Origin of the sequence: Pedobacter sp. ASV28, assembly GCF_016428855.1 — a bacterium.
In the GTDB taxonomy this organism is placed as follows: domain Bacteria; phylum Bacteroidota; class Bacteroidia; order Sphingobacteriales; family Sphingobacteriaceae; genus Pedobacter.
Map to the genome: position 1 here is coordinate 39,602 of NZ_JAELTN010000009.1, position 26,588 is coordinate 66,189.

At 40.3% G+C, this 26,588-nt stretch carries 23 protein-coding genes; 11 read left to right on the forward strand and 12 right to left on the reverse strand.

The features are described from left to right. Window positions 1-54 precede the first annotated feature (54 nt). The 4 genes from JHD79_RS04885 to JHD79_RS04900 all read right to left on the reverse strand — a co-directional run bounded on the left by JHD79_RS04885 (window position 55) and on the right by JHD79_RS04900 (window position 4,301). Window positions 55-1,134 carry a glutaminyl-peptide cyclotransferase gene (locus tag JHD79_RS04885; protein ID WP_233164576.1) on the reverse strand — a complete coding sequence of 360 codons (1,080 nt, stop codon included), beginning with the start codon at window positions 1,132-1,134 and terminating at the stop codon, window positions 55-57. Then, window positions 1,112-1,477 (reverse strand): YraN family protein, encoded by a 366-nt coding sequence (locus JHD79_RS04890; RefSeq protein ID WP_199118089.1) that lies wholly within the window; start codon window positions 1,475-1,477, stop codon window positions 1,112-1,114. Before JHD79_RS04890 ends, JHD79_RS04885 begins: the two co-directional genes overlap by 23 nt. Window positions 1,478-1,593: 116 nt before the next feature. Next, window positions 1,594-3,567 carry a DNA primase gene (dnaG, locus tag JHD79_RS04895; protein ID WP_199118090.1) on the reverse strand — a complete coding sequence of 658 codons (1,974 nt, stop codon included), beginning with the start codon at window positions 3,565-3,567 and terminating at the stop codon, window positions 1,594-1,596. A 77-nt stretch (window positions 3,568-3,644) separates the two neighbouring features. Beyond that, on the reverse strand, window positions 3,645-4,301 hold the full coding sequence (locus JHD79_RS04900; RefSeq protein ID WP_199118091.1) for an SGNH/GDSL hydrolase family protein: 657 nt from the start codon (window positions 4,299-4,301) through the stop codon (window positions 3,645-3,647). Window positions 4,302-4,393: 92 nt separating this feature from the next. Between JHD79_RS04900 and JHD79_RS04905 the strand changes: the two genes are divergently transcribed. Next, the gene (locus tag JHD79_RS04905) at window positions 4,394-4,894 is read left to right on the forward strand and encodes a hypothetical protein (RefSeq protein WP_233164570.1); all 501 of its coding nucleotides are present in this window, start codon (window positions 4,394-4,396) and stop codon (window positions 4,892-4,894) included. Here the strand turns inward: JHD79_RS04905 and JHD79_RS04910 are convergent. The 4 genes from JHD79_RS04910 to JHD79_RS04925 all read right to left on the reverse strand — a co-directional run bounded on the left by JHD79_RS04910 (window position 4,891) and on the right by JHD79_RS04925 (window position 9,200). Beyond that, on the reverse strand, window positions 4,891-6,456 hold the full coding sequence (locus tag JHD79_RS04910) for a serine hydrolase (protein ID WP_199118093.1): 1,566 nt from the start codon (window positions 6,454-6,456) through the stop codon (window positions 4,891-4,893). The two genes, JHD79_RS04905 and JHD79_RS04910, sit on opposite strands and share 4 nt — an antisense overlap. Before the next feature lie 55 nt (window positions 6,457-6,511). Beyond that, window positions 6,512-7,459 carry a hypothetical protein gene (locus tag JHD79_RS04915; protein WP_199118145.1) on the reverse strand — a complete coding sequence of 316 codons (948 nt, stop codon included), beginning with the start codon at window positions 7,457-7,459 and terminating at the stop codon, window positions 6,512-6,514. A 56-nt stretch (window positions 7,460-7,515) separates the two neighbouring features. Next, complete coding sequence (locus JHD79_RS04920) at window positions 7,516-8,700, reverse strand: M20 family metallopeptidase (RefSeq protein WP_199118146.1); 1,185 nt, start codon at window positions 8,698-8,700, stop codon at window positions 7,516-7,518. 71 nt (window positions 8,701-8,771) lie between these two features. Beyond that, window positions 8,772-9,200, reverse strand: coding sequence for an SPOR domain-containing protein (locus tag JHD79_RS04925; protein ID WP_199118094.1), 429 nt, complete (start codon window positions 9,198-9,200; stop codon window positions 8,772-8,774). 355 nt (window positions 9,201-9,555) lie between these two features. On the opposite strand from JHD79_RS04925, the gene JHD79_RS04930 reads away from it, so the two are divergent. After that, the gene (locus tag JHD79_RS04930) at window positions 9,556-11,436 is read left to right on the forward strand and encodes a right-handed parallel beta-helix repeat-containing protein (protein ID WP_233164572.1); all 1,881 of its coding nucleotides are present in this window, start codon (window positions 9,556-9,558) and stop codon (window positions 11,434-11,436) included. A gap of 243 nt (window positions 11,437-11,679) precedes the next feature. Here JHD79_RS04930 and secA read toward each other — a convergent pair whose 3' ends face one another. Together secA and JHD79_RS04940 are read right to left on the reverse strand one after the other, a co-directional pair. Beyond that, window positions 11,680-14,988 carry a preprotein translocase subunit SecA gene (gene secA / locus JHD79_RS04935; RefSeq protein ID WP_199118095.1) on the reverse strand — a complete coding sequence of 1,103 codons (3,309 nt, stop codon included), beginning with the start codon at window positions 14,986-14,988 and terminating at the stop codon, window positions 11,680-11,682. A 143-nt stretch (window positions 14,989-15,131) separates the two neighbouring features. Further along, window positions 15,132-15,437, reverse strand: a complete 306-nt coding sequence (locus JHD79_RS04940) for a hypothetical protein (protein ID WP_199118096.1) — start codon at window positions 15,435-15,437, stop codon at window positions 15,132-15,134. Between the two features lie 210 nt (window positions 15,438-15,647). Here JHD79_RS04940 and JHD79_RS04945 point away from each other — a divergent pair, with 210 nt between their 5' ends. The 6 genes from JHD79_RS04945 to JHD79_RS04970 all read left to right on the forward strand — a co-directional run bounded on the left by JHD79_RS04945 (window position 15,648) and on the right by JHD79_RS04970 (window position 20,066). Further along, window positions 15,648-16,373 carry an intradiol ring-cleavage dioxygenase gene (locus JHD79_RS04945; protein ID WP_199118097.1) on the forward strand — a complete coding sequence of 242 codons (726 nt, stop codon included), beginning with the start codon at window positions 15,648-15,650 and terminating at the stop codon, window positions 16,371-16,373. Between the two features lie 10 nt (window positions 16,374-16,383). Continuing rightward, window positions 16,384-16,638, forward strand: coding sequence for a hypothetical protein (locus JHD79_RS04950; RefSeq protein WP_199118098.1), 255 nt, complete (start codon window positions 16,384-16,386; stop codon window positions 16,636-16,638). Continuing rightward, window positions 16,604-17,113 carry a hypothetical protein gene (locus JHD79_RS04955; protein WP_199118099.1) on the forward strand — a complete coding sequence of 170 codons (510 nt, stop codon included), beginning with the start codon at window positions 16,604-16,606 and terminating at the stop codon, window positions 17,111-17,113. Before JHD79_RS04950 ends, JHD79_RS04955 begins: the two co-directional genes overlap by 35 nt. Continuing rightward, window positions 17,110-17,799 carry a hypothetical protein gene (locus JHD79_RS04960; RefSeq protein WP_199118100.1) on the forward strand — a complete coding sequence of 230 codons (690 nt, stop codon included), beginning with the start codon at window positions 17,110-17,112 and terminating at the stop codon, window positions 17,797-17,799. Before JHD79_RS04955 ends, JHD79_RS04960 begins: the two co-directional genes overlap by 4 nt. 68 nt (window positions 17,800-17,867) lie before the next feature. Beyond that, window positions 17,868-19,139: a phosphoribosylamine--glycine ligase gene (gene purD / locus JHD79_RS04965; RefSeq protein WP_199118101.1), complete on the forward strand. Its 1,272-nt coding sequence runs from the start codon at window positions 17,868-17,870 to the stop codon at window positions 19,137-19,139. 180 nt (window positions 19,140-19,319) lie between these two features. Beyond that, the gene (locus JHD79_RS04970) at window positions 19,320-20,066 is read left to right on the forward strand and encodes a hypothetical protein (protein ID WP_199118102.1); all 747 of its coding nucleotides are present in this window, start codon (window positions 19,320-19,322) and stop codon (window positions 20,064-20,066) included. Between the two features lie 254 nt (window positions 20,067-20,320). On the opposite strand, the gene JHD79_RS04975 is transcribed toward JHD79_RS04970, so the two are convergent. Together JHD79_RS04975 and JHD79_RS04980 are read right to left on the reverse strand one after the other, a co-directional pair. Then, window positions 20,321-21,478 carry a TlpA disulfide reductase family protein gene (locus JHD79_RS04975; RefSeq protein WP_199118103.1) on the reverse strand — a complete coding sequence of 386 codons (1,158 nt, stop codon included), beginning with the start codon at window positions 21,476-21,478 and terminating at the stop codon, window positions 20,321-20,323. A 138-nt stretch (window positions 21,479-21,616) separates the two neighbouring features. Then, window positions 21,617-22,798, reverse strand: coding sequence for a formimidoylglutamase (locus JHD79_RS04980; RefSeq protein WP_199118104.1), 1,182 nt, complete (start codon window positions 22,796-22,798; stop codon window positions 21,617-21,619). Window positions 22,799-22,873: 75 nt separating this feature from the next. Between JHD79_RS04980 and JHD79_RS04985 the strand changes: the two genes are divergently transcribed. From JHD79_RS04985 to JHD79_RS04995, 3 genes are all read left to right on the forward strand, one after another. Next, the gene (locus JHD79_RS04985; protein ID WP_199118105.1) at window positions 22,874-23,836 is read left to right on the forward strand and encodes an NAD-dependent epimerase/dehydratase family protein; all 963 of its coding nucleotides are present in this window, start codon (window positions 22,874-22,876) and stop codon (window positions 23,834-23,836) included. A gap of 6 nt (window positions 23,837-23,842) precedes the next feature. Beyond that, entirely contained in the window at window positions 23,843-25,141 is a 1,299-nt protein-coding gene (locus JHD79_RS04990; protein ID WP_199118106.1) for an HAD-IB family phosphatase, read from the forward strand. 355 nt (window positions 25,142-25,496) lie between these two features. Further along, a complete protein-coding gene (locus JHD79_RS04995; protein ID WP_199118107.1) occupies window positions 25,497-26,462 on the forward strand; it encodes a tryptophan 2,3-dioxygenase family protein in 966 nt (321 codons plus the stop codon). Window positions 26,463-26,588: the final 126 nt, after the last annotated feature.

Below are 26,588 nucleotides of genomic sequence, written 5' to 3' on the forward strand. Positions count from 1 at the left end.
AAATTACCCGAGTTGAGCTATAAGTTGCGCTTGGCAAAATGGCATTGATCGCATTTAATTTGGCTGAAGCTTGATCTCAAAGAGCTTTGGCCATTTTTTTCCCGTAACCCATAGTCGTTTGCTAGTGGGATCGTAGGCAATACCATTGAGCACATTGTTGCCCTCCTCAAAACTATCCTTAAAATATTTTTTGGGCACCAATGCAGAAAGATCAATCTCCGCTTCTACCGCACCTGTTTTAGGATTGATGACCACAATTCTATTGGTGGTATATACATTGGCGTAAATCTTACCTTCAACATATTCGAGTTCGTTAAGGCTTTGCACTGGGCCAGTATGGTCATAAACTTCAATATAGCCTTCTTCCTTATAGGTTTCGGCATTCATTTGCCAAATTCGGTTAGAGCCATCACTTCGCAATAGCTGTTTTCCATCGTAGGTAAGCCCCCATCCTTCCCTGCTATTTTGATAGGGGAAGCTTCCTATTTCCTTTAATGTAGCGGCATCGTAGATCAATCCTACATTTTCTTGCCAAGTCAGCACAATAATCTTATGGCCAACTTTTACAGAGCCCTCTCCGAAATACTCCGGCTTCAACTTTGTGCTTTCCAAGGCCTTTCCCGACCTTAAATCTACCCACTTCAGTTCAGATTGGCCTTTTCTTCCGGTACTCTCCAACAAATTTCCATTTACATAACTTAATCCCTGGGTATAAGAAGAGGTATCATGTGGAAAAGTGTTCACCAAGGTATATTTAAGCTTTGCGGGCTTTTTATCGGTTTTAATGACAATATTACTGGTAATGGTATCCTTCTTATTGGCCGGTCTTTCTATAATTGCCGTTAGCATTCTATAGCCCAAGGGCAAACTGCCGGTATTCAACCATACCGAATCATGAGTTGATTTCTTGGCAAACTCATTACCATCAATAAGATAAGTTATCGAATTGACTTCGGTTTTTGCAGGAATATCAAGTTCGATCTTTATGCGCTGCCCACTACTAAAGCTTTCTCCCTGATAGGGCTTTTTAAATGTGATATAGGAGTTGACCACGCTTTGGTTGCAGGCAAGCTGTAAGAAGCAAAGCCATAAAAAAAACGGGACCCAGATTTTATAGGTATGGCCAAAATGCATCTTCAATGTGATTGAGGTTATAGTGTTTATCTTTTGTTAAAAGTACCGATATGATATCAAATCTAATTTCCCCCTTATGAGACCTCATTTCGATATAAGCCTGTGCTGCCAGCTCTAATTGCTTTTGTTTGGCCGGACCTACAAAATCTTCGGGCTGACCAAATGTTACCGAGCTACGGGTTTTAACTTCTATAAAGATAATGGTATTTCCATAAAGTGCAATGATATCTACTTCTGCCTTGCCTGTTACCCAATTCTCTTCCAAGATTTCATATCCCTTCTGTTCCAGATAGGTTATAGCTGCTTTCTCTCCGGCTTTGCCTATATCATTATGGAGCGCCATCTTATTAAAGTTAAAAGTAAAAATTCACGAATCAGAAAACTCACATCTTATCTTAAATGCTATAGGTCTTGATACTTAGTGCCCATATCTTCATACTTAATAATCCTATCTGCAGGCTACTTCACAATGACCGAACCCAAAAACTTGGATATATCTCTTTCTACATTTTTGATATGCGCGTATTTGCTCATGAGAATCTCCTGGTTGGCAATGTCTTTTTCCTCCTTGATCTCATTCAGTAAATTTGTCAGCATTTGATCTACCTTACGTTTTTTCAAATGATAAAGCCCACCTAACACCGTAGCCTTCAAATTGACTGTTTCGTCCCTTACGTAGATCTGGTGTTTATTGTACCAATTTTCACTTAGGGAATAAGGTGAGGTAGAAAGGGTAATGGCCAGGTCGGCAATCTGCCTATCTTCACTTTTGAGGAATTGGTTAATGGTAGGCAATTGTCCATTTTCAAGTTCAGCACGGTAATGATCAATAATTCTTCTGCACAACTCATTCTCAAAGGTTACATCGCTCAGATTCTGCACAATAAAAGAACCAATGTACATATTGTCCGTACCTTCCCAAGTGGCCAGCTCGTGCCCAAAAGTAAGTAATAAACGCACAATTTCCTGTTCCTGCAAAGCATCGGTATTTACCTGAGCAGAAGTATCCATATTTAGGCTACCATCACCAGTATTCGCAAAATCTTCTGCAAACAGATCATCGGGTGGCATATCTGGATGCCCAAAGCTTGAAGTGGATGAACGAGATGGGGCACTTGCCTTTTTCAGTTTGGCCGCTTTCATGGTATTCAGCTCATTGAGCAGAATTCTTTCTTCTATGGCCAAGAGATGACTGCACTCCCTAATGAAAACCGAAGCTTTGATATTATCGGGTATTTTAGCAATGCTTTCCACAATATCCCTAATGATTCCAGCCCGCTTAATAGGATCATTTCCTGCTTCCGCCAACAACACATTAGCCTTGTATAGGATAAAATCCTGTCTTTTTTCTTCAATATAGGTCTTGAAGGCCCCAGCACCTACCTTGTGCATATAGGAATCCGGATCGTCGCCATCTGGAAAAGAAACCACTTTTACATTGAGTCCCTCTTCCAAGATCATGTCCAGTCCACGTAGCGATGCCTTAATTCCCGCAGCATCTCCATCATAGAGAATGGTTACATTTTGGGTAAATCGACCAATCAAGCGAATCTGTTCAATAGTTAATGATGTACCCGACGAGGCCACAACATTTTCAACATAGGCCTGATGTACAGAAAGCACATCGGCATAACCTTCTACCAGATAGCAGTTATCCAGATCGCGAATAGCCTTTTTGGCGTGGTACAAACCATACAGTACATTTGACTTATGGTAAATATCACTTTCTGGGGAGTTTACATATTTTGGAACATTTTTATCTGTTTTTAGGGTACGTCCTCCAAAACCTATCACCCTTCCTGTAAAATTGTGTATGGGAAACATTACCCTTCCCCTAAACCGATCATACAGCTTACCTTTATCATTTCTGATGGCCAGTCCTGTTTTCTCTAGATATTCCTCAGCATGCTGATTCTTGATGGCCGCCTGGGTAAGGGAATCCCAAACATCGGGCGAATAGCCCAGGTTAAATTTTTTGATGATGTCTTCCCGAAATCCACGCTCCTTGAAATAGCTCAGGCCAATAGCCCTTCCATCATCACTGTTCCAAAGTTGTTCTTCAAAGAAATTGGCCGCGAATTGAGAAACGATGTATAAACTTTCCCTGGCATTTTGGGCTTCAGTTTGTTCTTTGGTCTCTACCGTTTCTTCAACCTCGATATTATACTTATTGGCCAAAAACTTTAACGCTTCCGGATACGAGTATTTTTCGTGGTCCATAATGAAGCGGACCGAATCTCCAGCCTTACCACAACCAAAGCACTTATAAATGCCCTTACTTACCGATACGTGGAAAGATGGGGTTTTTTCCCCATGAAAAGGACAGTTCCCAATTAAACTTGTCCCTCTTTTCTTGAGGTGTACAAAATCGCCAACCACTTCCTCTATACGTGCGGTCTCCTTAATCTTCTCTATCGTTTCGTGATTGATCATTTGTATCGAATACTTTTGGTGATGGGCTAAAGGGTTATGCATTCAGTTCCATAACCTATAACACCAAATTCACCACATTATTTTATAAAAGTCAGCATCTGTTCTGCTACCAACTGATTACCTACATTATTTAAGTGTACGCGATCTGTAGTGAGCACACCTTTTTCAACGTTTTCATTATTATTTTTTTCTTCATAGTCTTGAAAGGCTTTTCTAAGATCACAAAGTGGCAGGTTGTTCTTAACTGCCAGCGCCCTAATTCCTGAGGCATAATGATCCAGTTCGGCATCCAACTCATTGGTACCACCTTTTTTTTCTCCAATAACCGATGGGGTACACAATACGATTTTGCTCCCATTGGCTTGTATCTTATTAATCAAAGCCTGATAAAACTTCAGATATTTATCATAATCAGTACCTGTCCTGCCACTTTGCTTATGCCATACATCATTAATACCTACATAAATAAAAACCAGATCTGGTTTTTTGACCAACACGTCATCTTCTAGCCTGAGGTAAAGGTCATAGACCTTATTTCCTCCAATACCTGCCCCCAACAATTCAAATTTTGTGGTATCGAGCTGCTTTTTAAGCAGGTTAATGTATCCGTTACTTTTAACACCTTGTTGTGTAATCGAATCTCCAAAGAATAATACACGTTTAGGTTTTGGTTTCATGGCAAATAGGGTTAGTCCGATCAAGGCTAAAAATGCTAGTTTTATGGTTGATTTCATGCTTATGTTTTAAACCTTTAAAGGTAATTGTTTAGCCGCTAATATTAACATAGCTGAATAATTTTCTATCTTTAATGAAATTTAAAATCAACATGAAATCACAAGCTAGATTCTCTCTCATTACGGTCCTGTTGCTCTTCACGACCTGCATGGTCTTTGCCCAAAGAAAAAAAGCGCCCTATAATGCGATTATCTACACACAAAATAAGGGTAAAATTCAGGGCAAACTTACCGCTATTAATGACACTGCATTAGTAATTGCCGACAAAAGAGACCTAGTCAATTATATCCCTTTTGACCAGGTCACAAAAATAAAGATTTACAAATATCGTAGTGACATAGGTTACAGTATTATTACGGGCGCATTGGTAATCGGTAACATTGCAGCTGCCCAATCACTTAGCGATGGCAATGCTGCACTGATTATGGGTACTGCCGGAACCGTTGGCATTGTGGCGTTAAGCATGTTATTGCATAATGCCATTCATGGCCCAATCCTAAAAATCAAAGCTAGCGAAGAGAAAATCGACTATAACAATGTAAGTAAGAAAATAAGCCCCTATGTAGTTAACGATGCAGCCTTAAAGCCCTAATTATCTTTTAGCTTAAAATCCAGATCCTGAAAATCGAAGCTAAAGTCGGTCAAGGGCGAAATGGCTTCGATAGTAAATCCATTTGCCTTGCCATTATGATCAAGGGAGAAATTTACAAATGCATCGGCATCTAAACTTCTATCCTGCCATTTTACAATAAAGGTATTTCCTTTATAATAGGTCATTTCACCTTTTAGCTTGGGCGAGTTCTTTGCTTCAAAGTAGAGTTTTCCATTTTTATTGCGGACAACTACTTCTCCAAACCAGGAATCGCTATAGGTAGCCATATAATTTTTAATATCTGGTTTTAGTGTGTTCGATTGCTGGCCAGCGGCAATAGCTGCCCATACTTTGGCCACTGTTTCATCCGCCTGCTTTTCGCGGGCCAATCTGTTATCGTTAAGCGTCTTTATTCTATCTTGCCCTTTAACGCCCAGATAGCCATCTTTTATGCTATTGGAAATGGCGTTGAATGCCGCTCCAGATTGCTGATTGGTCAATACGATAATCCCCAATTTTAGCTCGGGAATAATGTTTACCTGGGTAACAATACCCGATAGTCCTCCGGTATGGGCAGCCTGGAACTTGCCATAAACCGAACTGAGCACCCAACCTAAGCCATAGCTGGTAAAACTAGCAGGATTACCATTGTTGATCATGGTCTGCGGTGTCCATAATTCTTTGGCCACTGCTGCACTGAACAAAGTTTTTTCCAGGTTATCGCCATATTTACCTCCATTGATCATGGTGTTTATCCATTTACTCATATCCGTTACATTCGCATAAACCCCACCCGCCGGATTGGCAATTTCACCGAAGCTTAAGCCCACTGGAAGTAACTTCCCTTCGTAGGGTGCATGGCCATCTATTATATTCGATCTATCTTTTAGGCGGTACCAAGAGGCCGCAGTTTTATTCATGCCCAACGGTTTGAAAATCCTGCTTTCCAGAAATTCATCATAAGCTACACCCGAAACCCGGGTTATGACTTCTCCAGCAACAATATACAATAGGTTATCATAATCATATTTGCTACGGAAAGAAGAGACTGGCTTCAGATAACGCAGGTTATGTATCAATTGAGTTTTGGTAACGGTCGATGAATCTGGCCAGATCATCAAATCGCCCGCTCCTAAACCCAAACCACTACGATGGGTGAGCAAGTCCCTAATGGTAAACTCGCTGGTGACATAGGGATCGTACAGTTTAAACTCGGGAATAATATCCGTCACTTTGGTATCCCAAGTGATTTTCTTTTCATCGATCAACATCCCCAATAAAGCCGCCGTCATGGCCTTGGTGTTAGAGGCTATCCCAAAAAGTGTATTTTCATCTACTTTTAAATTATTTTTTATGGAGCGAACGCCATAACCCTTTGCATGGACGACTTTACCATCTTTAAGCACTGCCACCGCTATTCCTGGCACATTGAATGTGGTCAAGGTTTTCTCTACTACACTATCTATCTGCTTTGAATTCAAAACTTGTGCCTGCACAGAAAAAAGGCTAACCGACAAAACCGAGCAAAAGAACAGGGTTTTATTAAAGAATGATAATTTCATAAAAATGGATTAATACAACGAAGTTAATAATCTTTTTATGAATGTTGATGGCATTTTACTGGCCCTTGCCCAGACGATAATCTTTATGCAACACCAGAAAACTGGCCCTTTCCTCTTTTTTAAAAGGATAATCCCAATTACCTTGATAGGTGATTTTTGTCGGCAACTTCACTTCATTGAAATAGCTCATTTCAATATTCATCTGTACATCAAAATCAAAAAGCAGGTTGCTGTATTTCATATCTACATACCGTCCCAGGATTTCAAAATTCCGTTTATCAAAAATAGTGACCAGTTCCTTAATCATCAGGCCGTCTTTTGTCCATTTGCTCAGGTCTGGCTTCACTGTCACCTTAAACCAATAAACAGGTATAGAATCTAGGTATATGCCACTATGAAAACTATAATCATAATATTGACGCATATTGGCTGTAAATATCTGGGTTTTATTACCGATAAAAGGTACGCCCTTTATTGGCCTCCCCGGATTAAAAATCAATGTTTTTAGTTTATCCTTATAACTTTCATTGCTGCCTTTTCCCTTGGCATCTGCAACTGGTGCTTGGGGTACAAAATCGGTATTATAGGCATTCATAAAGATGTAATCGAACATCTCTACGGTATAAAGCTGGTATTTTCCGTTCTTCTTATAAACTTTCCCATTATCTTCTTTGACGAGGTATTCCATTTTATATGGCCCGTCGTTATTATGCTTTATCTTACGATAGATCTTTCCATCTACCTCATTTTTTTTATCGTAGGTAAACACCCTGTTTTCGGCAATGAAAGTATATTTCTTCATATTGCGAAAAGCCTGATAAAAACTGGTATCATTAATTATGGCGTCGATAAATGTTTCTATATTTAATCGTTTGGCCTTAATATTCACGACAGAATCGAGCTGAATGGTCTTCACCGTATCGGGATTAAAACGCGGTATCTGCTGAGCCTTTACGTCAACAAGAAACAACAGGAACGATATAATAAAACAAAGTTTCTTCATCATAAAAGAGTTGTAAGTTATATGTCAACTACCAACCAAACAAACTAATCAACCAATTAATTCCCCAACTGTTTTAATGCAATGTAGGCCATTAACCCCGTTGAGGTTTTCAATGCATCTTCATCTATATCAAAATTTGGTGTATGCACAGAATATGTAGTGCCTTTAGCGGCATTACCCGTACCTAAACGATAGAAGCAAGCATTTGTTACCTGTGAATAATAGGCGAAATCTTCTGCAGCCATCCATATATCAAGGTCAATTACATTTTCGGCACCCAAATAATCTTCTGCACATGCCCTTGCCTCATTGGTCAGCTTCTCTTCATTAATCAGGAATGGATATCCCCTATGAATATCAAAATGACAGCTTCCGCCCATACTTTCTGCAATGCCTTCGGCCATTTTCTTCATCAATCGATGTGCTTCGTTGCGCCACTCTTCATTCAATGTTCTGAAGGTACCTTCCAATTTTACTTCATTAGGAATAATATTGGTAGCACCATGGGCATTTACCTTTCCGAAAGAGAGTACAGAAGGTAAACGTGGGTCGGCATTCCTGCTGACAATCTGTTGCAGTGCCACAATAATATGTGCCGTGATCAGTACAGGATCTATGTTTTGATGGGGCTGTGCGCCATGTCCACCCTTGCCTGTTACCGTAACATAAAGCTCATCGGTTGAAGCCATATAAATTCCCGAACGAAAGCCTACCTTTCCTGTCTCTATCAACGGCATTACATGTTGCCCCACAATAGACTGAGGCTTAGGGTTTTCCAGAACACCTTCTTTGATCATGATACTGGCTCCTCCCGGCAGCAACTCTTCTGCCGGTTGAAAAACCAACTTTATGGTACCTGCAAATTCTGCTTTCAATTGATTGAGGATATAAGCTGTACCCAAAAGAGATGAACTGTGCACATCATGCCCACAGGCGTGCATTACCCCTAGATTTTTCGATTTATATGGTTTGTTGTTGGCTTCGGTAATTGGCAAGGCATCCATATCGGCCCTCAATGCAATTACCTTGTCTGAAGGGATACTTCCCTGAATTAATCCAACTACACCTGTATTGGCCATTTCCGTATAGGGAATACCCCAAGAGCTTAGTTTGTCTTTAATGTATTTTGAGGTTTCGAATTCTTTAAAAGAAAGCTCCGGATTGGCATGTATATGTTGACGAAAGCCTACCACTTCGTTAAAAATATGAGCAGATAGTTCTTGTATTTTTTCTTTCATGATGTTGATGGTTGGTTAACTGTTAATCGTTATATTCAACAATGATTAAACGATTAAGCAATTTTACGATTAAGCTATTGTTCTAAAATTGGCGCATTTATCTTCTCTCTAAAAATAAACAAGGTTGGATAAGTTGCCTTAAGTTCGTTCAAAAATTTTTGAGCTTCCAATCGGGTGCGATAGTCGCCTACACGCACATAATAATTTGGCTCCTTATAGGTGATATAGGTATTCAGCTTGGGATAGTCGGCCTTAAACCTGGCTTGTTCGGCAAAGGCCTCCCGCCGGTCGGCACCATAATAGATCTGTACACGAAAGCCCATTTCCGATACAATGGCCGTACCCGTTGGATTTGTGGTGGTAGGTCTGCTTTTATTAAGTTCAATGCGTTTGGCAATTAAACTATCTATCAAGGGGTCCTTTATCACCATAACTTCTCCCTTTGTTTGGGCAAACACTTGGTAACTAAAAAAAACAAGAAGTATGGATAAAAACCTATTCATGTATTAAATTAAGATTGTCTCTTTACTTATAATAAAAAGAAAGAAAAATGCCGAACTTCCTGCAAAATTCGGCATTCTATATTGGTATTGCAAATCTGTTGTGCTTTACGCAAGCCACCATATCATCACAGACACATAAAAGTAGCCTACTTCCTATGCATAAATGGCCTCTATATTTTTTAAAAACTTTGTAAACCTCCTTTGTACACTCCAAAGGCCATCTATTTGCCGTAAAAAGAATATGGTTTTAACTTTACCTAAAGAGAAAGTTCAAAATCTTTTTTACATTTATCATGTAAAAAACCATGAATTAATGGTAAAATGATCAACTACATCACATCTATCTTCCAAAAACATGTTAAACCTAACTTTCAATTTGCACCATACTGGTCGCACATTCTTTTTTAAAAAAAACTACTTCGGGATTATGGTCTTTTTTTGGGCAGTGTTATTTGCGCAACATACTTTATTGGCGCAAAACAGTGTATACCACCTCATAGACTATGGCGTAAAACCAAATACCGGCAAAAGCAGTTGCCGCGCTTTTGCCGAGGCATTGGCCAAGATCAAGGCCCAAAAATCTAGAGGAAATGCCCAAACCATAACCTTTGCTCCTGGCAGGTACGATTTTTTCCCAGAAGATGCTATAGTAAAGGAGTATTACGTTTCAAACCATGACCAAACCAATCCCAAAAGCATTGGCCTTTTGATAAAGGACTTCTCTAAACTAAATATAGAAGGCAATGGGGCTGAATTTATATTTCATGGCAGAATGCTACCAATAGTACTGGAAGATGTTCAAGACCTTACGGTTAAAAACATACAAGTTGACTTTGAAACCCCACAAATCTGTCAGGTAGAAATTTTAAAGAATGATACACTGACCGGAACGATTACCTATCAAACCGCTCCATGGGTAAAATATGAAATCCGCAAAGGTATTTTCTTTCATAAAGGAGAGGGTTGGGAGATAAGTCCTTCAAGTGGTATAGCCTTTGAAAAGACCACCAAACATTTAGTTTTTAATAGTGGCGATATTAGGATAGGCACAAAAGAGGTTACCGAACTAAGGCCGGGCATTATTGAAGCAAAAAATTGGAGAAACAAAAAGCTTATTCCGGGAACAGTAGTAGCCATGCGTTCTTGGGAAAGACCTAATCCAGGTATTTTTGTATATCATGCCAAAAACCTTGTACTAAAAAATGTAAATGTACATTACAGCGAAGGTATGGGGCTTTTGGTACAGGTTTCGGAGAATATCAAATTAGATCAATTTAAAGTAAGTTTAAGGGGGAAAGACGACCCTCGTTATTTTACCACTCAGGCCGACGCCACACATTTTTCAGGCTGCAAGGGCAAAATCACATCCATAAATGGCCTATATGAGGGCATGATGGATGATGCGATCAATATCCATGGCACATACCTCAAGATCATCAAAAGAAAAAACGATTTTACTTTTGTTGCCAAGTACATGCATGGCCAATCTTTTGGATTTGAATGGGGTCGAGTGGGCGATAAGGTAAAATTTATAGCTGCAGAGACCATGGAAAATATTGGTCACGAAAACACCATTGTGGAAATTAAAGCAGTAGATAAACCCAGCTATAACGGTGCAAAAGAGTTTGAGATTAAGCTGAAAAAACCTGTTGACAAAGCCATTAATGAAGCAGCTGCCTTTGGTATTGAAAATATGACCTGGACACCGGAAGTGCTATTTGCAAACAATACCATCCGCAACAACAGGGCCCGTGGAGCACTGTTTAGCACCCCGCGTAGAACAATTATAGAAAATAACCTTTTTGACCATACCTCTGGTTCGGCAATTGTACTATGTGGTGATTCTAACGGATGGTTCGAGACTGGTGCCTGCACTTCGGTAATGATCAGAAACAACCGCTTTATAAATTCATTGACGAGCTTATTTCAGTTTACCAATGCCATTATTTCTATTTACCCCGAAATACCTAATTTAAAAAAACAAACAAAGTATTTCCACAGCGGCATAACCATTAAAGACAATTATTTTGAAACGTTCGATCATCCAATCCTATATGCAAAATCGGTAGACGGTTTAAGCTTTACAGGCAACACGATAAAACACAATCAAGATTATCCAGCATTCCATCCTAACAAAAACCCATTTTACCTACAAAAGGTAAGGAAGTTCCATATTTCGGGCAATCATTACGATGTCAAATTCGACAATACAAAAGACATAAAAGTAAACGACTAAAGTAATTATTGAACGATTGAACGTAGCTGGTTTGTATCATGTAAAGCCCTAGCCCCTCTTAAATCGGTTCTAAATCGATATTGGCCTACGGCCTGCCATACCTTAAAGATGAACGAGGGACTTAGGGGGTCAACACTCATAAAACAATCAGCATTTCTATCCGCAACTTAGGTTAACTACTAAAAGTTCATCCATTTTAGGCATAAAAAAGGCTTCAGCAAATTGCTGAAGCCTTTCTAAATTTTAGGCATTTGCACCGTGGCAGTTCTTATATTTTTTGCCACTACCGCAAGGGCAAGGCTCATTACGACCAATGGTTACCTCTTTTCTAATCGGTTGAGGAGGAACAATTTCCCTGGTATCATCCATAGGTACACCAGCGCTTGTAGCCTGCCCATATTCCGGTTTCGAAGTACGAATATTTGCCGTAGGTGCCTTAGGTGCAACCGCTTCTCTTACCTGCTCTGGTTCTTGCTGGATGGGGATACCTCCTTTAAACAAGAAGCTTACCACTTCCTTGTTTACCACGCTTAGCATACCCTTAAATAAATTAAAAGCTTCCATCTTATAGATAATTAATGGGTCTTTCTGCTCGTAAACCGCGTTTTGAACGGATTGTTTCAAATCGTCCATCTCACGCAAGTGCTCTTTCCAGCTATCGTCTATCAAGGCCAATATAATCGTTTTCTCAAAGGCCTTGGTCACTTCCCTGCCATTGTTCTCTATTGCCTTTTTCAAAGCTACAGGTACTTGAATGTGGCGCATTCCATCGGTAAATGGCACTACGATCTGCTCAATTACATCTCCCCTATCTGCATATACCTGTTTGAGCACAGGTAAGGCCTGATTGACAATACCCTCAGATTTACGGGTGTAAAATGCAGTCACTTCTTCAAACAGCTCATCGGTTAAATCATGGATTTTCTTGCTGTTGAAATCTTGCTCACTGATTTCCGTATCGACCGAGAAATTCTTGATCACTTCCAATTTAAAACCTTCATAATTGGAGCTTTCCTTATATTCAGTTACCACATCTTCCGCCACATCGAAAATCATGTTGTTCATGTCTACATCCAAACGATCACCGAATAAGGCATTACGACGCTTGGAATAGATCACCGTGCGTTGTGAGTTCATTACATCATCATACTCCAATAAACGCTTACGCACGCCGAAGTTATTTTCTTCTACTTTTTTCTGTGCCCTTTCAATAGAGTTGGTGATCATGGAATGCTGAATAACTTCGCCTTCTTCGATACCCATTTTTACCATGATATTAGAGATACGTTCTGATCCGAACAAACGCATCAGGTTATCTTCTAATGATACGAAGAACTGTGAGGTTCCCGGATCACCCTGGCGACCTGCACGGCCACGTAACTGTCTGTCTACACGACGAGACTCATGGCGCTCTGTACCGATAATGGCCAAACCTCCGGCATCTTTAACACCTGCACCTAATTTAATATCGGTACCACGTCCAGCCATATTGGTCGCAATGGTTACCGTACCTGCCTGACCAGCTTCTGCCACAATATCGGCTTCTTTCTGGTGCATTTTGGCATTCAGCACATTATGCTTAATCCCACGAAGTTTCAACATCCGGCTTAACAGCTCCGAAATCTCTACGGAAGTAGTCCCTACCAATACCGGACGTCCAGCTTCTGTTAATTTTACGATTTCTTCTGCTACTGCATTATATTTTTCCCTTACCGTACGATACACATAATCTTGTTCGTCTTTTCTAGACATGACCCTGTTAGTGGGAATTTCTACCACATCAAGTTTGTAGATAGACCAAAATTCGCCCGCTTCGGTAGTGGCCGTACCCGTCATACCACAAAGTTTATGGTACATACGGAAATAGTTTTGCAAGGTAATGGTGGCATAAGTTTGTGAAGCATCTTCTACCTTCACATTCTCTTTGGCCTCAATGGCCTGGTGCAGGCCATCTGAATAACGACGACCATCCATGATACGCCCAGTCTGCTCATCTACAATTTTAATCTTACCCTCGTCAATAATGTATTCTACATCTTTTTCAAACAAGGTGTAGGCTTTTAACAATTGGTTGATGGAATGGATGCGTTCGGCCTTTACAGAATAGTCGCGCATCAAGTTATCTTTTCTCGCTATCTTATCTTCACTACTTAGGGTAGATTTCTCAATTTCGGCAATTTCCGTACCTACATCTGGCAACACAAAGAAGCTAGGATCTTCTCCAGATTGCGTAATCAACTCAATACCTTTTTCGGTCAGTTCTACCTGATTATTTTTCTCATCGATATAGAAAAACAATTCGGCATCAACCTTGGGCATATTTTTAGATTGATCTGCCATGTAGAAGTTCTCCGTTTTAAGCAAGGTTTGCTTATTGCTCCCTTCACTCAAGAACTTGATCAGCGCCTTATTTTTTGGCAAACCTCTGTGTGCACGTAATAGGGCCATTCCTCCATCGCCTTCTTCCGTACCCGCGTTACCGCTATTGATGAGGTTTTTAGCTTGATTTAATGCCTGCGTAACATAGGCTTTTTGTGCATTCACCAAACGTTCGATACGTGGTTTTAATTCATGGAATTCATGCTGGTCGCCAAATGGGACCGGTCCAGAAATGATCAATGGCGTACGTGCATCATCAATCAAAACCGAATCCACCTCATCTACCATGGCAAAGTGCAGTTTACGCTGCACCAATTGATCAGGTGTTTGCGACATGTTGTCACGCAGATAGTCAAAGCCGAACTCATTGTTGGTACCATAGGTAATATCGGCCAAATAAGCATCTCTGCGTTCTTGTGAGTTAGGTTGATGCTTATCAATGCAGTCTACACTTAAGCCATGAAATTCAAACAATGGTCCATTCCATTCCGAGTCACGACGGGCAAGATAGTCGTTAACGGTTACTACGTGTACACCTTGGCCTGCAAGTGCGTTGAGGTAGGCAGGTAAGGTACTTACCAAAGTCTTACCCTCACCTGTAGCCATTTCTGCTATTTTACCGCTGTGCAACACCATACCGCCAATCAACTGCACGTCATAGTGAACCATATTCCATACCACCTCACTACCTGCAGCTTCCCAACGATTTGCCCACAATGCCTTATCTCCAACAATCTTAACATTGCTTTTTCTAGCAGCTATTTCCCTGTCGAATGGCGTAGCCGTTACCTCTAGGAATTCATTTTCACTTAAACGGCGAGAAGTTTCTTTAACAACGGCAAAAGCCTCAGGCAAAAGCTTCTGCAAAACCTTCTCAAGCTCTACATTACGTTCTTTTCCTAAAGCATCAACCTCATCATAAAGACTGGTTTTCTCCTGCAATGACAAGGTCTCATTCTCGGCCTGTGCTTTTAGATCAGCAATTTTTGCATCTATGTCAGCCAATGCCGAAGTAATCGTTTCTTTAAATTGTGTGGTTTTATTTCTAAGCTCATCATTATTTAATGAAGCCAGCTTACCATATTCTTCATTAATTTGAACAACTATGGGCTGGAGCGCCTTTATATCTCTTTCTGATTTGCTTCCAAATATCTTGGCTAAAAATCCTAACATGTTTTATGGGTATATTTTATAATAAAAAAATAATCAACTTACAACAACCAAGCCATTGCTCAAAGCTAAGTCAACTTGGCAGTTATATCTTGGGCATCACAAGGCCCTATTGTGTCAAAGGGAAGACACCTGTGCGAAAAAATTTAGGGGCTGTTGTTTTTTGCGTTTTGCCTAATACTCAAATAAGCTACGATATGGTTACAAACGCTGTAAGTGGGCACTTGTTCTTTGGCTGCCGTGCCAATTAAAGCCAATTCTCCATACGATAAAAAAAAATGGTGTTTTTCATCATCTGGGTGCTGCACCCCCAGCACTATATTTTCGGCACCGAGCTGCTGTCTTTTACAATAGCCCTCCGTTAACAATCTCAAACCGTCCATCCGTTGCTCTGCTTTGGCGAGATGGGCAAGACTGAAAAAAACTAGAGATATGGTGACAATGTGCCTCATTATGGCGGCAAATCTAATTTTAATCTTTTACATATCGAAATTTGAATGGAGTTAAATCGCTATTTACCAAACCATATCTTCCCTTTAACCAATCCGCACTGTAAGAATTTATCGATACAACACTATCATCTACCGACACAACAACCTCAATTTACTGCTATCCAAACATCTTTGACACAGAATTTAGCAAATCTACTTTCAACGAAGATCATGGAAAGAAAAAACTTTTTGAGAAGCCTACTCATTGGAGCGGCCTCTACTCCTGCTATTCTTAATGCCTGCAAAAAATCCAGTGTAATAGACGACAGTGTAGGCGTAACCACTACCCCAACTGGCGGATCTTCTACCAGCTCCTGTGTTGTGGCACCCACCGAAACGGAAGGACCATTTCCTACCAAATCACCAGCCTCATATGTTCGCAGCGATATTACTGATGGCAGAAGTGGTTATAAACTTACGGCCAAAATAGTGATAGGAAACAGTAACAATGGTTGTGCCGCACTTGCTGGCGCCATTGTAGACATATGGCATTGTGACGCCGAGGGCAATTATTCAGAATATGGGAATACAAGTATGCAATCTACCAATTATCAGTCTGTACATTTTTTAAGGGGCAGACAAACTACCGATTCTAACGGGCTGGTTACTTTCACCTCCATTTTCCCTGGCTGGTATTCGGGTAGGGCCACCCATATACATGTACATGTCTATAATGCTGCGGGTACTTCTCTAAAAGTTACCCAGATTGCCTTCCCCGAAGGCTCTGGTTCAGCGGTTGCTTTAGTGAACGGCTATAGCAAGGGGATGTCTGGTTACACCTATAATAAAAACGACAACGTCTTCAGTGATGATACGACCGGTATCCAGATTGCCACTGTTTCCGGCAGTACGTCTGCAGGCTTTGTACTGAATATCCAACTTAGCGTACCCGCCTAGGTTTAGCCATATGAAAAAGCTCCTTATTTCTGTTGTAGGTATTTTTCTATTGGCCATTCTTTCCATAGGCAGCTATAGATCTGAACAGCGCATGGCAATACAGGCAGACCCAAAACCAACAAGCACAAATGCATTTGGCAAGTTTATAAAAGAGATTTATTTACCCTTTTCCGCTTTGATGTCGCTCCTATTCCTATTGATCGTAGTGCTCATCATCAAAAAAGAGAAAAATGACAGCAAAAAAAATCATCACCTTGCGTTATAGAAAAATAATTGGCATCAACAACAACAATGCTTGGGACAAGCTAGTGTTTACAGATTCTTACAAAGAGTTTAAAATGCAGTCTCAACTCTATAACCAAGAAAAAAAATATCATACCTTCGGTGAGCTTATTCATTTTTCTCCTGGCGCAGAAAAGCTACATTTCTTAGTAGGCGGAGCCATCACCAATTACCTGAAGCAGCTGGGCGAGGTCATTCCCGACATTACGAACAATTTAGGGCTACATTTTTTAAAATTCAAGCATTTTAGATTCGAACTGATCAACTCTGACTTGCAAGACATAGAAAAGCATCTGGTGGCTCTCAATTTTTATAGTGAAGACCTCTATTTTCTGGAACAAATTGGGCCATATCTGCTTACTTCGAAAGTTGATGCCGCTCCTCTTAAAGAGGGGGAAGAAGAATTCACAGATCTCTTCATCATACCTCCGTACCTAACCATACATTCCATAAAATGATGAAAACAATTTCACAGGGCAAGATATTTTTATCGGACCAAAGAGGAGTGGTCGAAAACAAGAATTTAAGGAGATATTGTTCCTTCAACTTCGAAGCATTCAACAATCCTGCTAAAGAAGCAGTGGGCAGCCTATATGCCCTGCATGACGACCTTTTGGCACCGAATGCCTCCTTGGGCTTCTACACACAGGAAAAGGGCTACATTATTGTTCTTCCAATTACAGGAACGGTCAATTACTTTGACGAGAAAGAGAACGAAACCGACATAGAGGTTGGGGAATGCCTAATGGTCTTTGCTGAGAAGAATTCATTTATAAAGTTAAAAAACCCATATTATGATGACCTGATCAGCTATCTGTTTATTGGGATTAAAGATGGGGAAACACAGCCATTTTCACCTCATTTTTTCAATGTAGATCTGTCTGAGGTTAACCAATTGAAGCCTGTAAACCACAATACCTTTCCCTTCCAACTAAACTTAGGGCATTTCCATGCTCGAGGAGAATGTAAATATGCGCTTAACCAACAAAGTTTATCTTATCTTTTTGTACTTTCGGGGGCATTCGAAGTAGAAGGCCGCCTATTACATGAAAGAGACGGTATTGCCTTGTGGGATACAGCGGAAATAGAAATTGAAGCCCTAAGCCACAATGCCGTTATCCTAATGATAGCCCTGGCTATATAAGGTTATTACCACTACGCCTAATTTTACATTTTATATTGCTTATAAGCATAAAGCAATATCTTTGTTAAATGAATATCTTATTAATCGGTTCTGGCGGAAGAGAAAGTGCTTTTGCCTGGAAACTCAGCCAATCAGCACATTGCTCAAATCTTTTTATCGCTCCGGGAAATGCAGGTACCGCTAGCTACGGCAAAAATGTAAACATCAGTCCAAATGATTTTGAGGCGTTAAAGGCTTTTGCCCTAAAAGAAGAAATTGAGCTTTTGGTAGTTGGCCCTGAGGAACCCTTGGTATTAGGCATTCACGATTTTTTTGTCAATGACGAGCAACTTTCCCACATCCCTGTTATTGGCCCCAAAAAAGAGGGCGCTATTTTGGAAGGCAGTAAAGATTTTTCTAAGCAGTTTATGGAGCGTCACCACATTCCTACCGCCAAATCCAGATCGTTTACCAACCAAACCCTACAGGAAGGACTATCCTATCTTGCCGGGCACACTTTGCCTATTGTGCTCAAGGCAGACGGGCTGGCCGCAGGCAAAGGCGTACTCATTATAGACAACCACCAAGAAGCGCAGGACGAACTGAAACTTATGCTCGATGGCAAATTCGGGAATGCCGGCTCTACGGTAGTGGTCGAAGAGTTTTTAACAGGTATCGAACTTTCAGTGTTTGTGCTCACAGACGGAAGTAATTATGTCATCCTACCAGAAGCAAAAGATTACAAACGTATTGGACAAGGCGATAGCGGACTAAACACCGGGGGCATGGGATCGGTTTCTCCGGTACCATTCGCAAATCCGAGTTTTTTAGATAAGATTGAAAAAAACATTATCAAACCTACCATAGATGGTTTAACAAAAGATAAAATTGATTACACAGGCTTTATCTTCTTTGGCCTGATCAAGGTTGGCGAAGAACCTTATGTTATTGAATACAACTGTCGGATGGGCGACCCAGAAACCGAGAGTGTCATCCCTAGAATTGAAAATGATCTTGTGGAACTTTTCATAGCAAGCGCCCATAAAAAACTGGACAGTTACCAGCTTAAAATAAATCCCAAAAATGCAGCCACAGTAGTTATTGTGGCCGGTGGTTACCCAGGCGAATACGAAAAGGGGAAAGCGATTTCAGGATTGGATAATGTTAGGAATTCCTATGTTTTCCACGCAGGCACCACTTTGGAGGGCGGTGTTGTGAAGAGCAATGGAGGTCGTGTTTTAGCCATTACCAGCCTTAAAAGCAATCAATTTGAAGCCTTACAGTGTGCCACTGCAGACGCAGCAAGGATATATTTTGATGGTAAATATTTCAGGGAAGACATAGGCTTCGATTTAATATAGCCCCGCTATGAGGTAGTTTTTTCTCAATTATCAACATTTATTTGTAAACTTGTATTTACAAGTGCAATTATCAACATCCCGATTAGGTCACTTGCAGTAACTTTATCGGGATTTTTTATGGCAAAAATGTCTTTATAAGCAATTGGCATGCTTTTTACAAGAAGTAAATAAACTTATAACTTGAGCAATAACCTACATATCTTAAAACTTCGTATTCTTTTACTTGCCGGAGGGATATTGGTCCCCTTTTTTTCTTTTTGCCAGCAAGAAGAAACAACAAACAGGGTAAGTATTGTAGTGAGCGTAAAGGAACTAACACCAACAAAAGAAATCATCCAACTGCCTGCCAATAATACCCCCATCCTGATCAGCAAGGCCAACGTACCCCATTATAAACGACAGGCAAAACCAACCAAGCCTACAGTTAAACCCATTAAGGAACGCAACCTCATCAAAGAGATTGTAGCCCCTTCCCATAGCGAAATAGCGGCAAAGGCAAACAAAGAACCTAATCGCCCAAAAACGGATAAACCTGTATTGCCTGCCCCTATTAAGGCAGAAAAAAAACAAATAGCAATAAATAAACCCCAGGCACCAACCCACACAGTTCCTTCTCAACCTAGCGAGGACCTTGCCACAGCAAAACCCAACATTCGCCCACAGGAAACAAAACAAGAAAAAAGGCCCAGCCAGGTTCAAGAAAAAACAGAAGTCCACACTGAGGTTCCTTCTTCCATAAAAGCCGAAAATGAAAGGAAGGAAAAGTCACAAACTATCGATGTAGAGCGACAGAACTCCATCAGCTATATATGGATTGGCGCCTTTTTAATTCTTGCAGGCATTGTTTTAGGTTTATTATTTGGAAGGCCTGCTTTTTTGGTCTCTTTTGTAGGCATTATTTTTATTGCCTTGGGCTTAGCTATTTAACAACTTTCGTTGTTGGTCTATTGTTTTTTTATTGCGCCCAAGATCACCACGCAATTTCCTGAAAAAGAACCAAAACCACCGAATGTGCCAGTCTTAGAGCCGAACGCGGGACTTAGCAGGCTAATGTCGAAAAACGATGACCATTTCTTATCTCGAAACCAGATTAAATATTCACCATAAAGCACCAACTAAGTATTTAAAAAAAGGCGTCCTGCTTTTTAGCAGGACGCCTTTTAAATCTAATGACGCATCATTTATTTGGACTTACTGCCCAAAAGCTCTGTTAGTTTTTTATGTAGCGCATCTCCTCTTAAATCCTTAGCCACAATCTTACCGTTCGGATCGATCAGGAAATTTGCAGGTATGCTTCTAATTCCCCAAGCCTTAGAGACTTCATTACTCCAACCCTGCATATCTGAAACATGCGCCCAAGTCAACTTATCATCTTCTATAGCTTTCAACCAATCTTCTTTTGTTGTTTTAGTGGTGCCTCCATCTAAAGAAACGCCCAGAATGGTAAAGTTCTTATCTTTAAACTTCGCATAAGCTTCTACCACGTTAGGGTTTTCGTTTCTACATGGACCACACCAAGAAGCCCAAAAGTCAACCAACACATACTTACCTTTAAAATCAGATAGTTTTATCGGTTTGCCATTAGGATCATTTTGTGCAAAATCCATTGCCGTTACCCCTATTGCCGTTTTTTTAGTCGCCTCAATGGTAACAGGTATAGCTAAGCCCATTTTTGAGGCCTTTAGATCGGCAGACAATGTAGCATACAGTTTTTCCACTTCACCAATTACTTTATCATTGCTGGCCAGAGTATTAAGCTGTACCAAGCTGACGTATGAATTAGGATTATTTTTCACAAAACTCAAATAAATTGGTGTTTTCTGATCTCTAATTACATTGAATTTTCCAATAAGAACATCCATAAGCGCTTTATCTTCTTTTTGTTCTTTTGTATAAGCTGCATATTCGTCATTCAATGCTTTCTCTTTATCTGTCAACGGTTTCAATAACGCATTTAATTTTGCATTATCGATATTAACAGGAGTTCCACCATTTATAGACGATTTTAAGGAATCTACACTATTTACCGTGATATTTCCAGGTTCTACATATAATGAGCTATAATCCATAAAACGGGTATTGGCCCCTTTTTTATATGGATTTACGTTTCTAAACAGATTACCCATTACCGGGGTAGTGGCCTGAAGCTTCCCTTTAAATTCAAAGGCTCCATTATTTACAAGGGTAGAATCTGTAATCCGTTGCCCGTTATCCATGTATACCAAATACACTTTATCTCCAGTGGCCAATGTCTTGGTATTGCCCTTTAAGGTAAAGTCAGATTGTGCCAATAATCCAAGCGGGGCTATCAGCATGGCAGAAAGAATTAATCTTTTCATGAGTTTATAATTTTTTTAGTGGTGAAAGCCTTCATGACGTCTTAAGACTACAGAGTTTTAATCATCATAATCGCTTAATTTTTTAGTGAAATAAGTTGTCAATCAAATATACGAATATGAACACTATTATTGTAACTATCAAGTTAGTTTTTGATAAGTGCGCCACCAAAGGTCGGGCATCTCTCCTTTTACAGCGGTATTATAATCTTCATAGCGACATGGCACCAAATGATAGCGCTCATTTTTAGAGCCATTGGCCGGGTAAGGAACCTGCATCCACCATCGGTCAGACTTTTTACTCTTCACAAAGTTAACCTCTGTAGCTTCTCCTTTTACACTTGCCCTATAAATGATGTATTGAGATTTGGGCATAAGCGGAAAGTCTTTCTTACGGCTATAAAACCCATCCACAAAATACCAAACCATCTGCGACAACAACATAGCGGTTTGTCCATTATTATCGAATGCCGGATTGAATTCATAAAATCCTATGGAGGTTAGCTTATCGCTCATTCCGGCATATCGCGAAATCCTACAGGCATCTTCGCCATAAAAACCATTTGGCACTACGTTCATATTGGCACAGGCGTCGCTCCACCTGATGGCCCCCATATCAAAACTGATCATATTTGCATTACGTATGATGGGTTCTGATATTGATAGATCCCCTACAAACTCACCCAAACGGTGCACATCAAAGTAAAGTTTATCCATTACCCTCAAACTATCCTGGCTCACAAAATAAGTTTGATAGCCAATGTTGCTGTAGTTAAACAGGTAATTGGGCTGGTGTAGAAATATTTTGCTCAGGAAGGTTTGTGAAGTAGTGGCCACCCCTTCGTGGTCATCTTCGTCCAAATCAAACTTAGAATCTACCACCACAAGGTCAACCTTTTGTTCTAAACTTTCATACCCCATATACTGGGCATAGGTAATGTCTTGTCCTCCACCGATAATAATGGGCACAATATTCAGTTTTACCAGTTCGGCAACCGCGGTTTTAACGGCAAAATAAGTATCAGAAACTTCCTGCCCCGCAATAATATTGCCCAGATCGATGATTTTAGCTGCAAACGGCCCCTCGTTCAACAAATAAAACTGTTCCCTAAAATAGTCGGGTGCCAATGAACAACCATTATTATCTATAGCTCCCCTATCATCCTTTACCCCAATAATGGCAATATCATACTTTCCTTCTTCCAATTCCGGGAAAGTCTCAGTAAAAAAATCTACCTTCATCCCCAATTGACTGGTATAGAAACCTTTTTTTGGCGTAAATTTTTCAGGATCTATTGGCGAAAAAAAATCTGACAAAGTCATAAAGCTATTTAAATGTTTGACCTCAAATATCTATTTTTGAGCGCACATTTTAACATACATCTTTAAAAAAATGAAATGATACTGGTTACAGGCGCTACAGGATTTTTAGGAGCAGAGTTAGTAAGGCAGCTTACGGACCAGAACATACAGGTCAGGGCTATTAAAAGAAGTACCTCTAAAATTCCCGACATTTTACAAGGCAAAACATTGATCGATTGGCACATTGCCGACATTAACGAACCAGAAAGTTTGGCCGAAGCCTTTGAAAACATTACCCAAGTTTACCATTGCGCCGCCTTTATCTCATTCGATCCAAAAGACAAGAAAAAATTATTAAAAATAAATATTGAGGGCACGGCGAATATCGTAGACCTCTGCCTGGAGCATGCCGTACGTTTGCTCCACGTAAGTTCTGTAGCTGCCTTGGGCAATGCAAAAAACAATGCCCTGATTACCGAGAAAGACTTCTGGGAATACGACTCCAAAGTGCACTCCTATGCCATATCCAAATATGAAGGCGAAATGGAAGTATGGCGCGGCATTGCCGAAGGCCTGGATGCCGTTATTGTAAATCCTTCGGTTATTATCGGCAAAAATGCTGGATATACAGGCAGTGGCGCTATTTTCAAACTGGTAAAAGACGGACTTAAATTCTACACGAACGGAGCCACTGGCATTGTAGATGTTGAGGATGTGGCCAAATGCATGATTTTATTAATGGATAGCGGCATTAGCGCAGAACGATACACCATAAGCGCCGAAAATCTTAACTACAAGGACTTATTTTCCCAGATTGCCAACGGCTTTAACCTCAAGCCCCCCTCCAATCAGGCCAGGCCCTGGATGCTGGGCATAGCATGGCGCTTGGCCAAAATCGCTTCTCTCTTTACTGGGAAAGCGCCTGCCCTTACCAAAGATGCAGCAAGAAGCAGTTTTAACCTTAGCTACTATAGCAACATTAAGGTGACCAACACCTTAAACTTTAAATTCAAACCTTTAACACAGAGCATTCTTGATGTTTGCAATGCACTCAAATAACCCTAAATGAAACAGCATAACTTTTATATCATTGATTTCGATAGCACCTTTACCCAAGTAGAAGCCCTGGACGAACTGGCAAGAATATCCTTAAGCAAACATCCAAACAGAGAGGCTATCTATCAAAAAATCGAAGATTACACCAACTTGGCAATGGAAGGCAAATTATCCTTTTCCGAAAGTTTAGCGCAAAGGGTAAAGTTATTGGAAGCCAATGAAGAACACTTAAAAAAGCTGATCAAGCACCTAAAAAAGAAAGTGTCTAAATCCTTTTCACGCAACGCTGCTTTTTTTAAGGCCCATGCCGACGAAGTACTTATCGTTTCAGGTGGCTTTAAGGAGTTCATTACACCAGTGGTTAGCCAGTACCATATCAAAAAGGAAAATATCTATGCCAACACTTTTGTAACAACTGGAGATGGCAAGATTATAGACTATGACCATTCCAATCCTTTAAGTGAAGAAGGAGGAAAGGTAAAACTAATGCAACAACTCAACCTACAGGGTGATTTATATGGCATTGGCGATGGCTATTCCGACTTTCAGCTTCGCGAAAGCGGGCTGATCAAAAAATTCTTTGCCTTTACCGAAAATATAGCCAGGGAAAGTATCGTCACGAAAGCAGATCACGTTACACCTAGTTTTGACGAATTTCTTTACGTTAATAATCTGCCAAGGGCCATATCCTATCCAAAGAACAGGATATTATGCTTGGTTATTGGCGATGTACCAGCAGAAACCATTGCCTTCCTTAAAAAGGATGGCTTTTCCATTAGGCATAAGACAGAATTTGAAGAAAAATATGTGGCAGATGTTGGCATGCTGATCTTAGCCAACGGCGAAAAAATTGAAGAGGAAAAGCTAAAGCGGGCAGTAAAACTGAAAACCATTGGTTATTTAGGCAGCGCTAGAAACAAACTTTCTTTCCAAACTTGCAACGAAATGGGCGTTGTCGTTTTCGATGACCCGAAATCCAACCCCAGAAACTCCCTGTTTATTCCAAAACGTGTGGCAGATTTTATGAACAAAGGCACTACTTATTTAAGTAGCAATTTCCCGAATTTGCAACTGCCGGCCATTGAGAAATCACACCGATTGATACACATACATAAGAACGTACCTGGTATTATGGCACAAATCAATACCATTTTTGCTAAGCATAATATTAATATTGTAGGCCAGTTTCTAATGACCAACTCTACCATCGGCTATGCCATTACCGACATTAATGCAGAGTATGATAAGCAGCTGTTTAAATCGTTAAAAAAGATTGAACATACCATTAAGTTTAGGGTATTGTATTAAATTTTATAATGATGTTTTTAACCCACCACTCTAAGATTGCTTCGTGCCTTGCAATGACGTCTCAAACCGCATCATTGCGAGCTTTTCGAAGCAATCTTAATGCTATAAACATAAAAACACATCCTAAATCATCTCCCCTGCATTTTTCCAATTTTACTCTTATCATAGATAGGCCAAGCTAATTACTGTCTTTATTTTAAAAGATTCTGCAACCAATTTAGTGCATAGCTTTCCGCTGCGCTATTGGTCGGCATGACGAAAATAGTGTCTCACCCTGATCCGATAGCTATGGGATTCGTTTCAGGATCAGCTTTTTAAAAAACAAATACGGGCCACCGTGTTCTAGACAAAACAAATGGAACTTACTACACAAATTAAAGAAAAGCTAGCCCAGCTACAAGAAAAATACGAGGCCATGGGACAGGACATGACCTCCTACCTAGATGGTCTCCTCTATGCAGACTTCCTTACCTATTGGGATTATATACATTTAGATACCTTACTGAGCCTTCAAAGCCCAAAAACGCCATTCCCTGATGAAGAAATATTTATTATGTACCATCAGATTACGGAACTGTATTTCAAATTAGCTTTGCACGAGTGCAGGCAAATTGCCGAACATCAAAATCTGAGCGCCAAATTTTTCACTGATCGTATAAAACGCATCAATGCCTATTTTAATGCATTGACTACCTCTTTCGAAGTGATGGTAAACGGCATGGAAAAAGAACAGTTCCTAAAGTTCCGCATGTCTTTACTACCTGCTAGTGGTTTCCAATCTGGCCAGTACCGCATGATAGAAATCTCCGCAACAGACTTTACCCAATTGGTAGATAAAACCAAAAGGGAAGCATTAGCGAATGCTACGATCGAAGAAAAATTCGAATACATTTACTGGAAATTTGGGGCCACAGAATTAGCCAGCGGCAAACAAACATTAACGCTAAAACAGTTCATCAACAAATATGCAATCCAATTTTTAGCATTGGCTAAGGAAAGAGAACACACAAATTTTGCATCACTTTACAAACAATTAGAAGCAAAAGGTGAAGAGGTAACTTTACTGGCGGAAGAACTCCGCAAATTAGATTTGTATGTAAATGTAGAATGGCCCCTGGCACACTATAAGTCAGCTGTAAGGTACCTGGAAAAAGACCCAGTAGACATTGCGGCGACTGGTGGAACCAATTGGCAAAAATACCTGCCGCCACGTTTTCAGAAACGCATCTTCTACCCATTTTTATGGACCGATGAGCAAATGGAAGAATGGGGAAAAGGGTGGGTACTTAGTGTTTTGCAAACACTAAAGCGCAAAGATTAATTCTTAGTAAAAATTAAAAAAACACTTGATTTTTAGTAGTTTTGCAACAAATTGATGACCGGCTACCGAATAACGGACATAAAATTACCCTCCAACCATGGTTCGATAGCCCGTACATTTAAAACT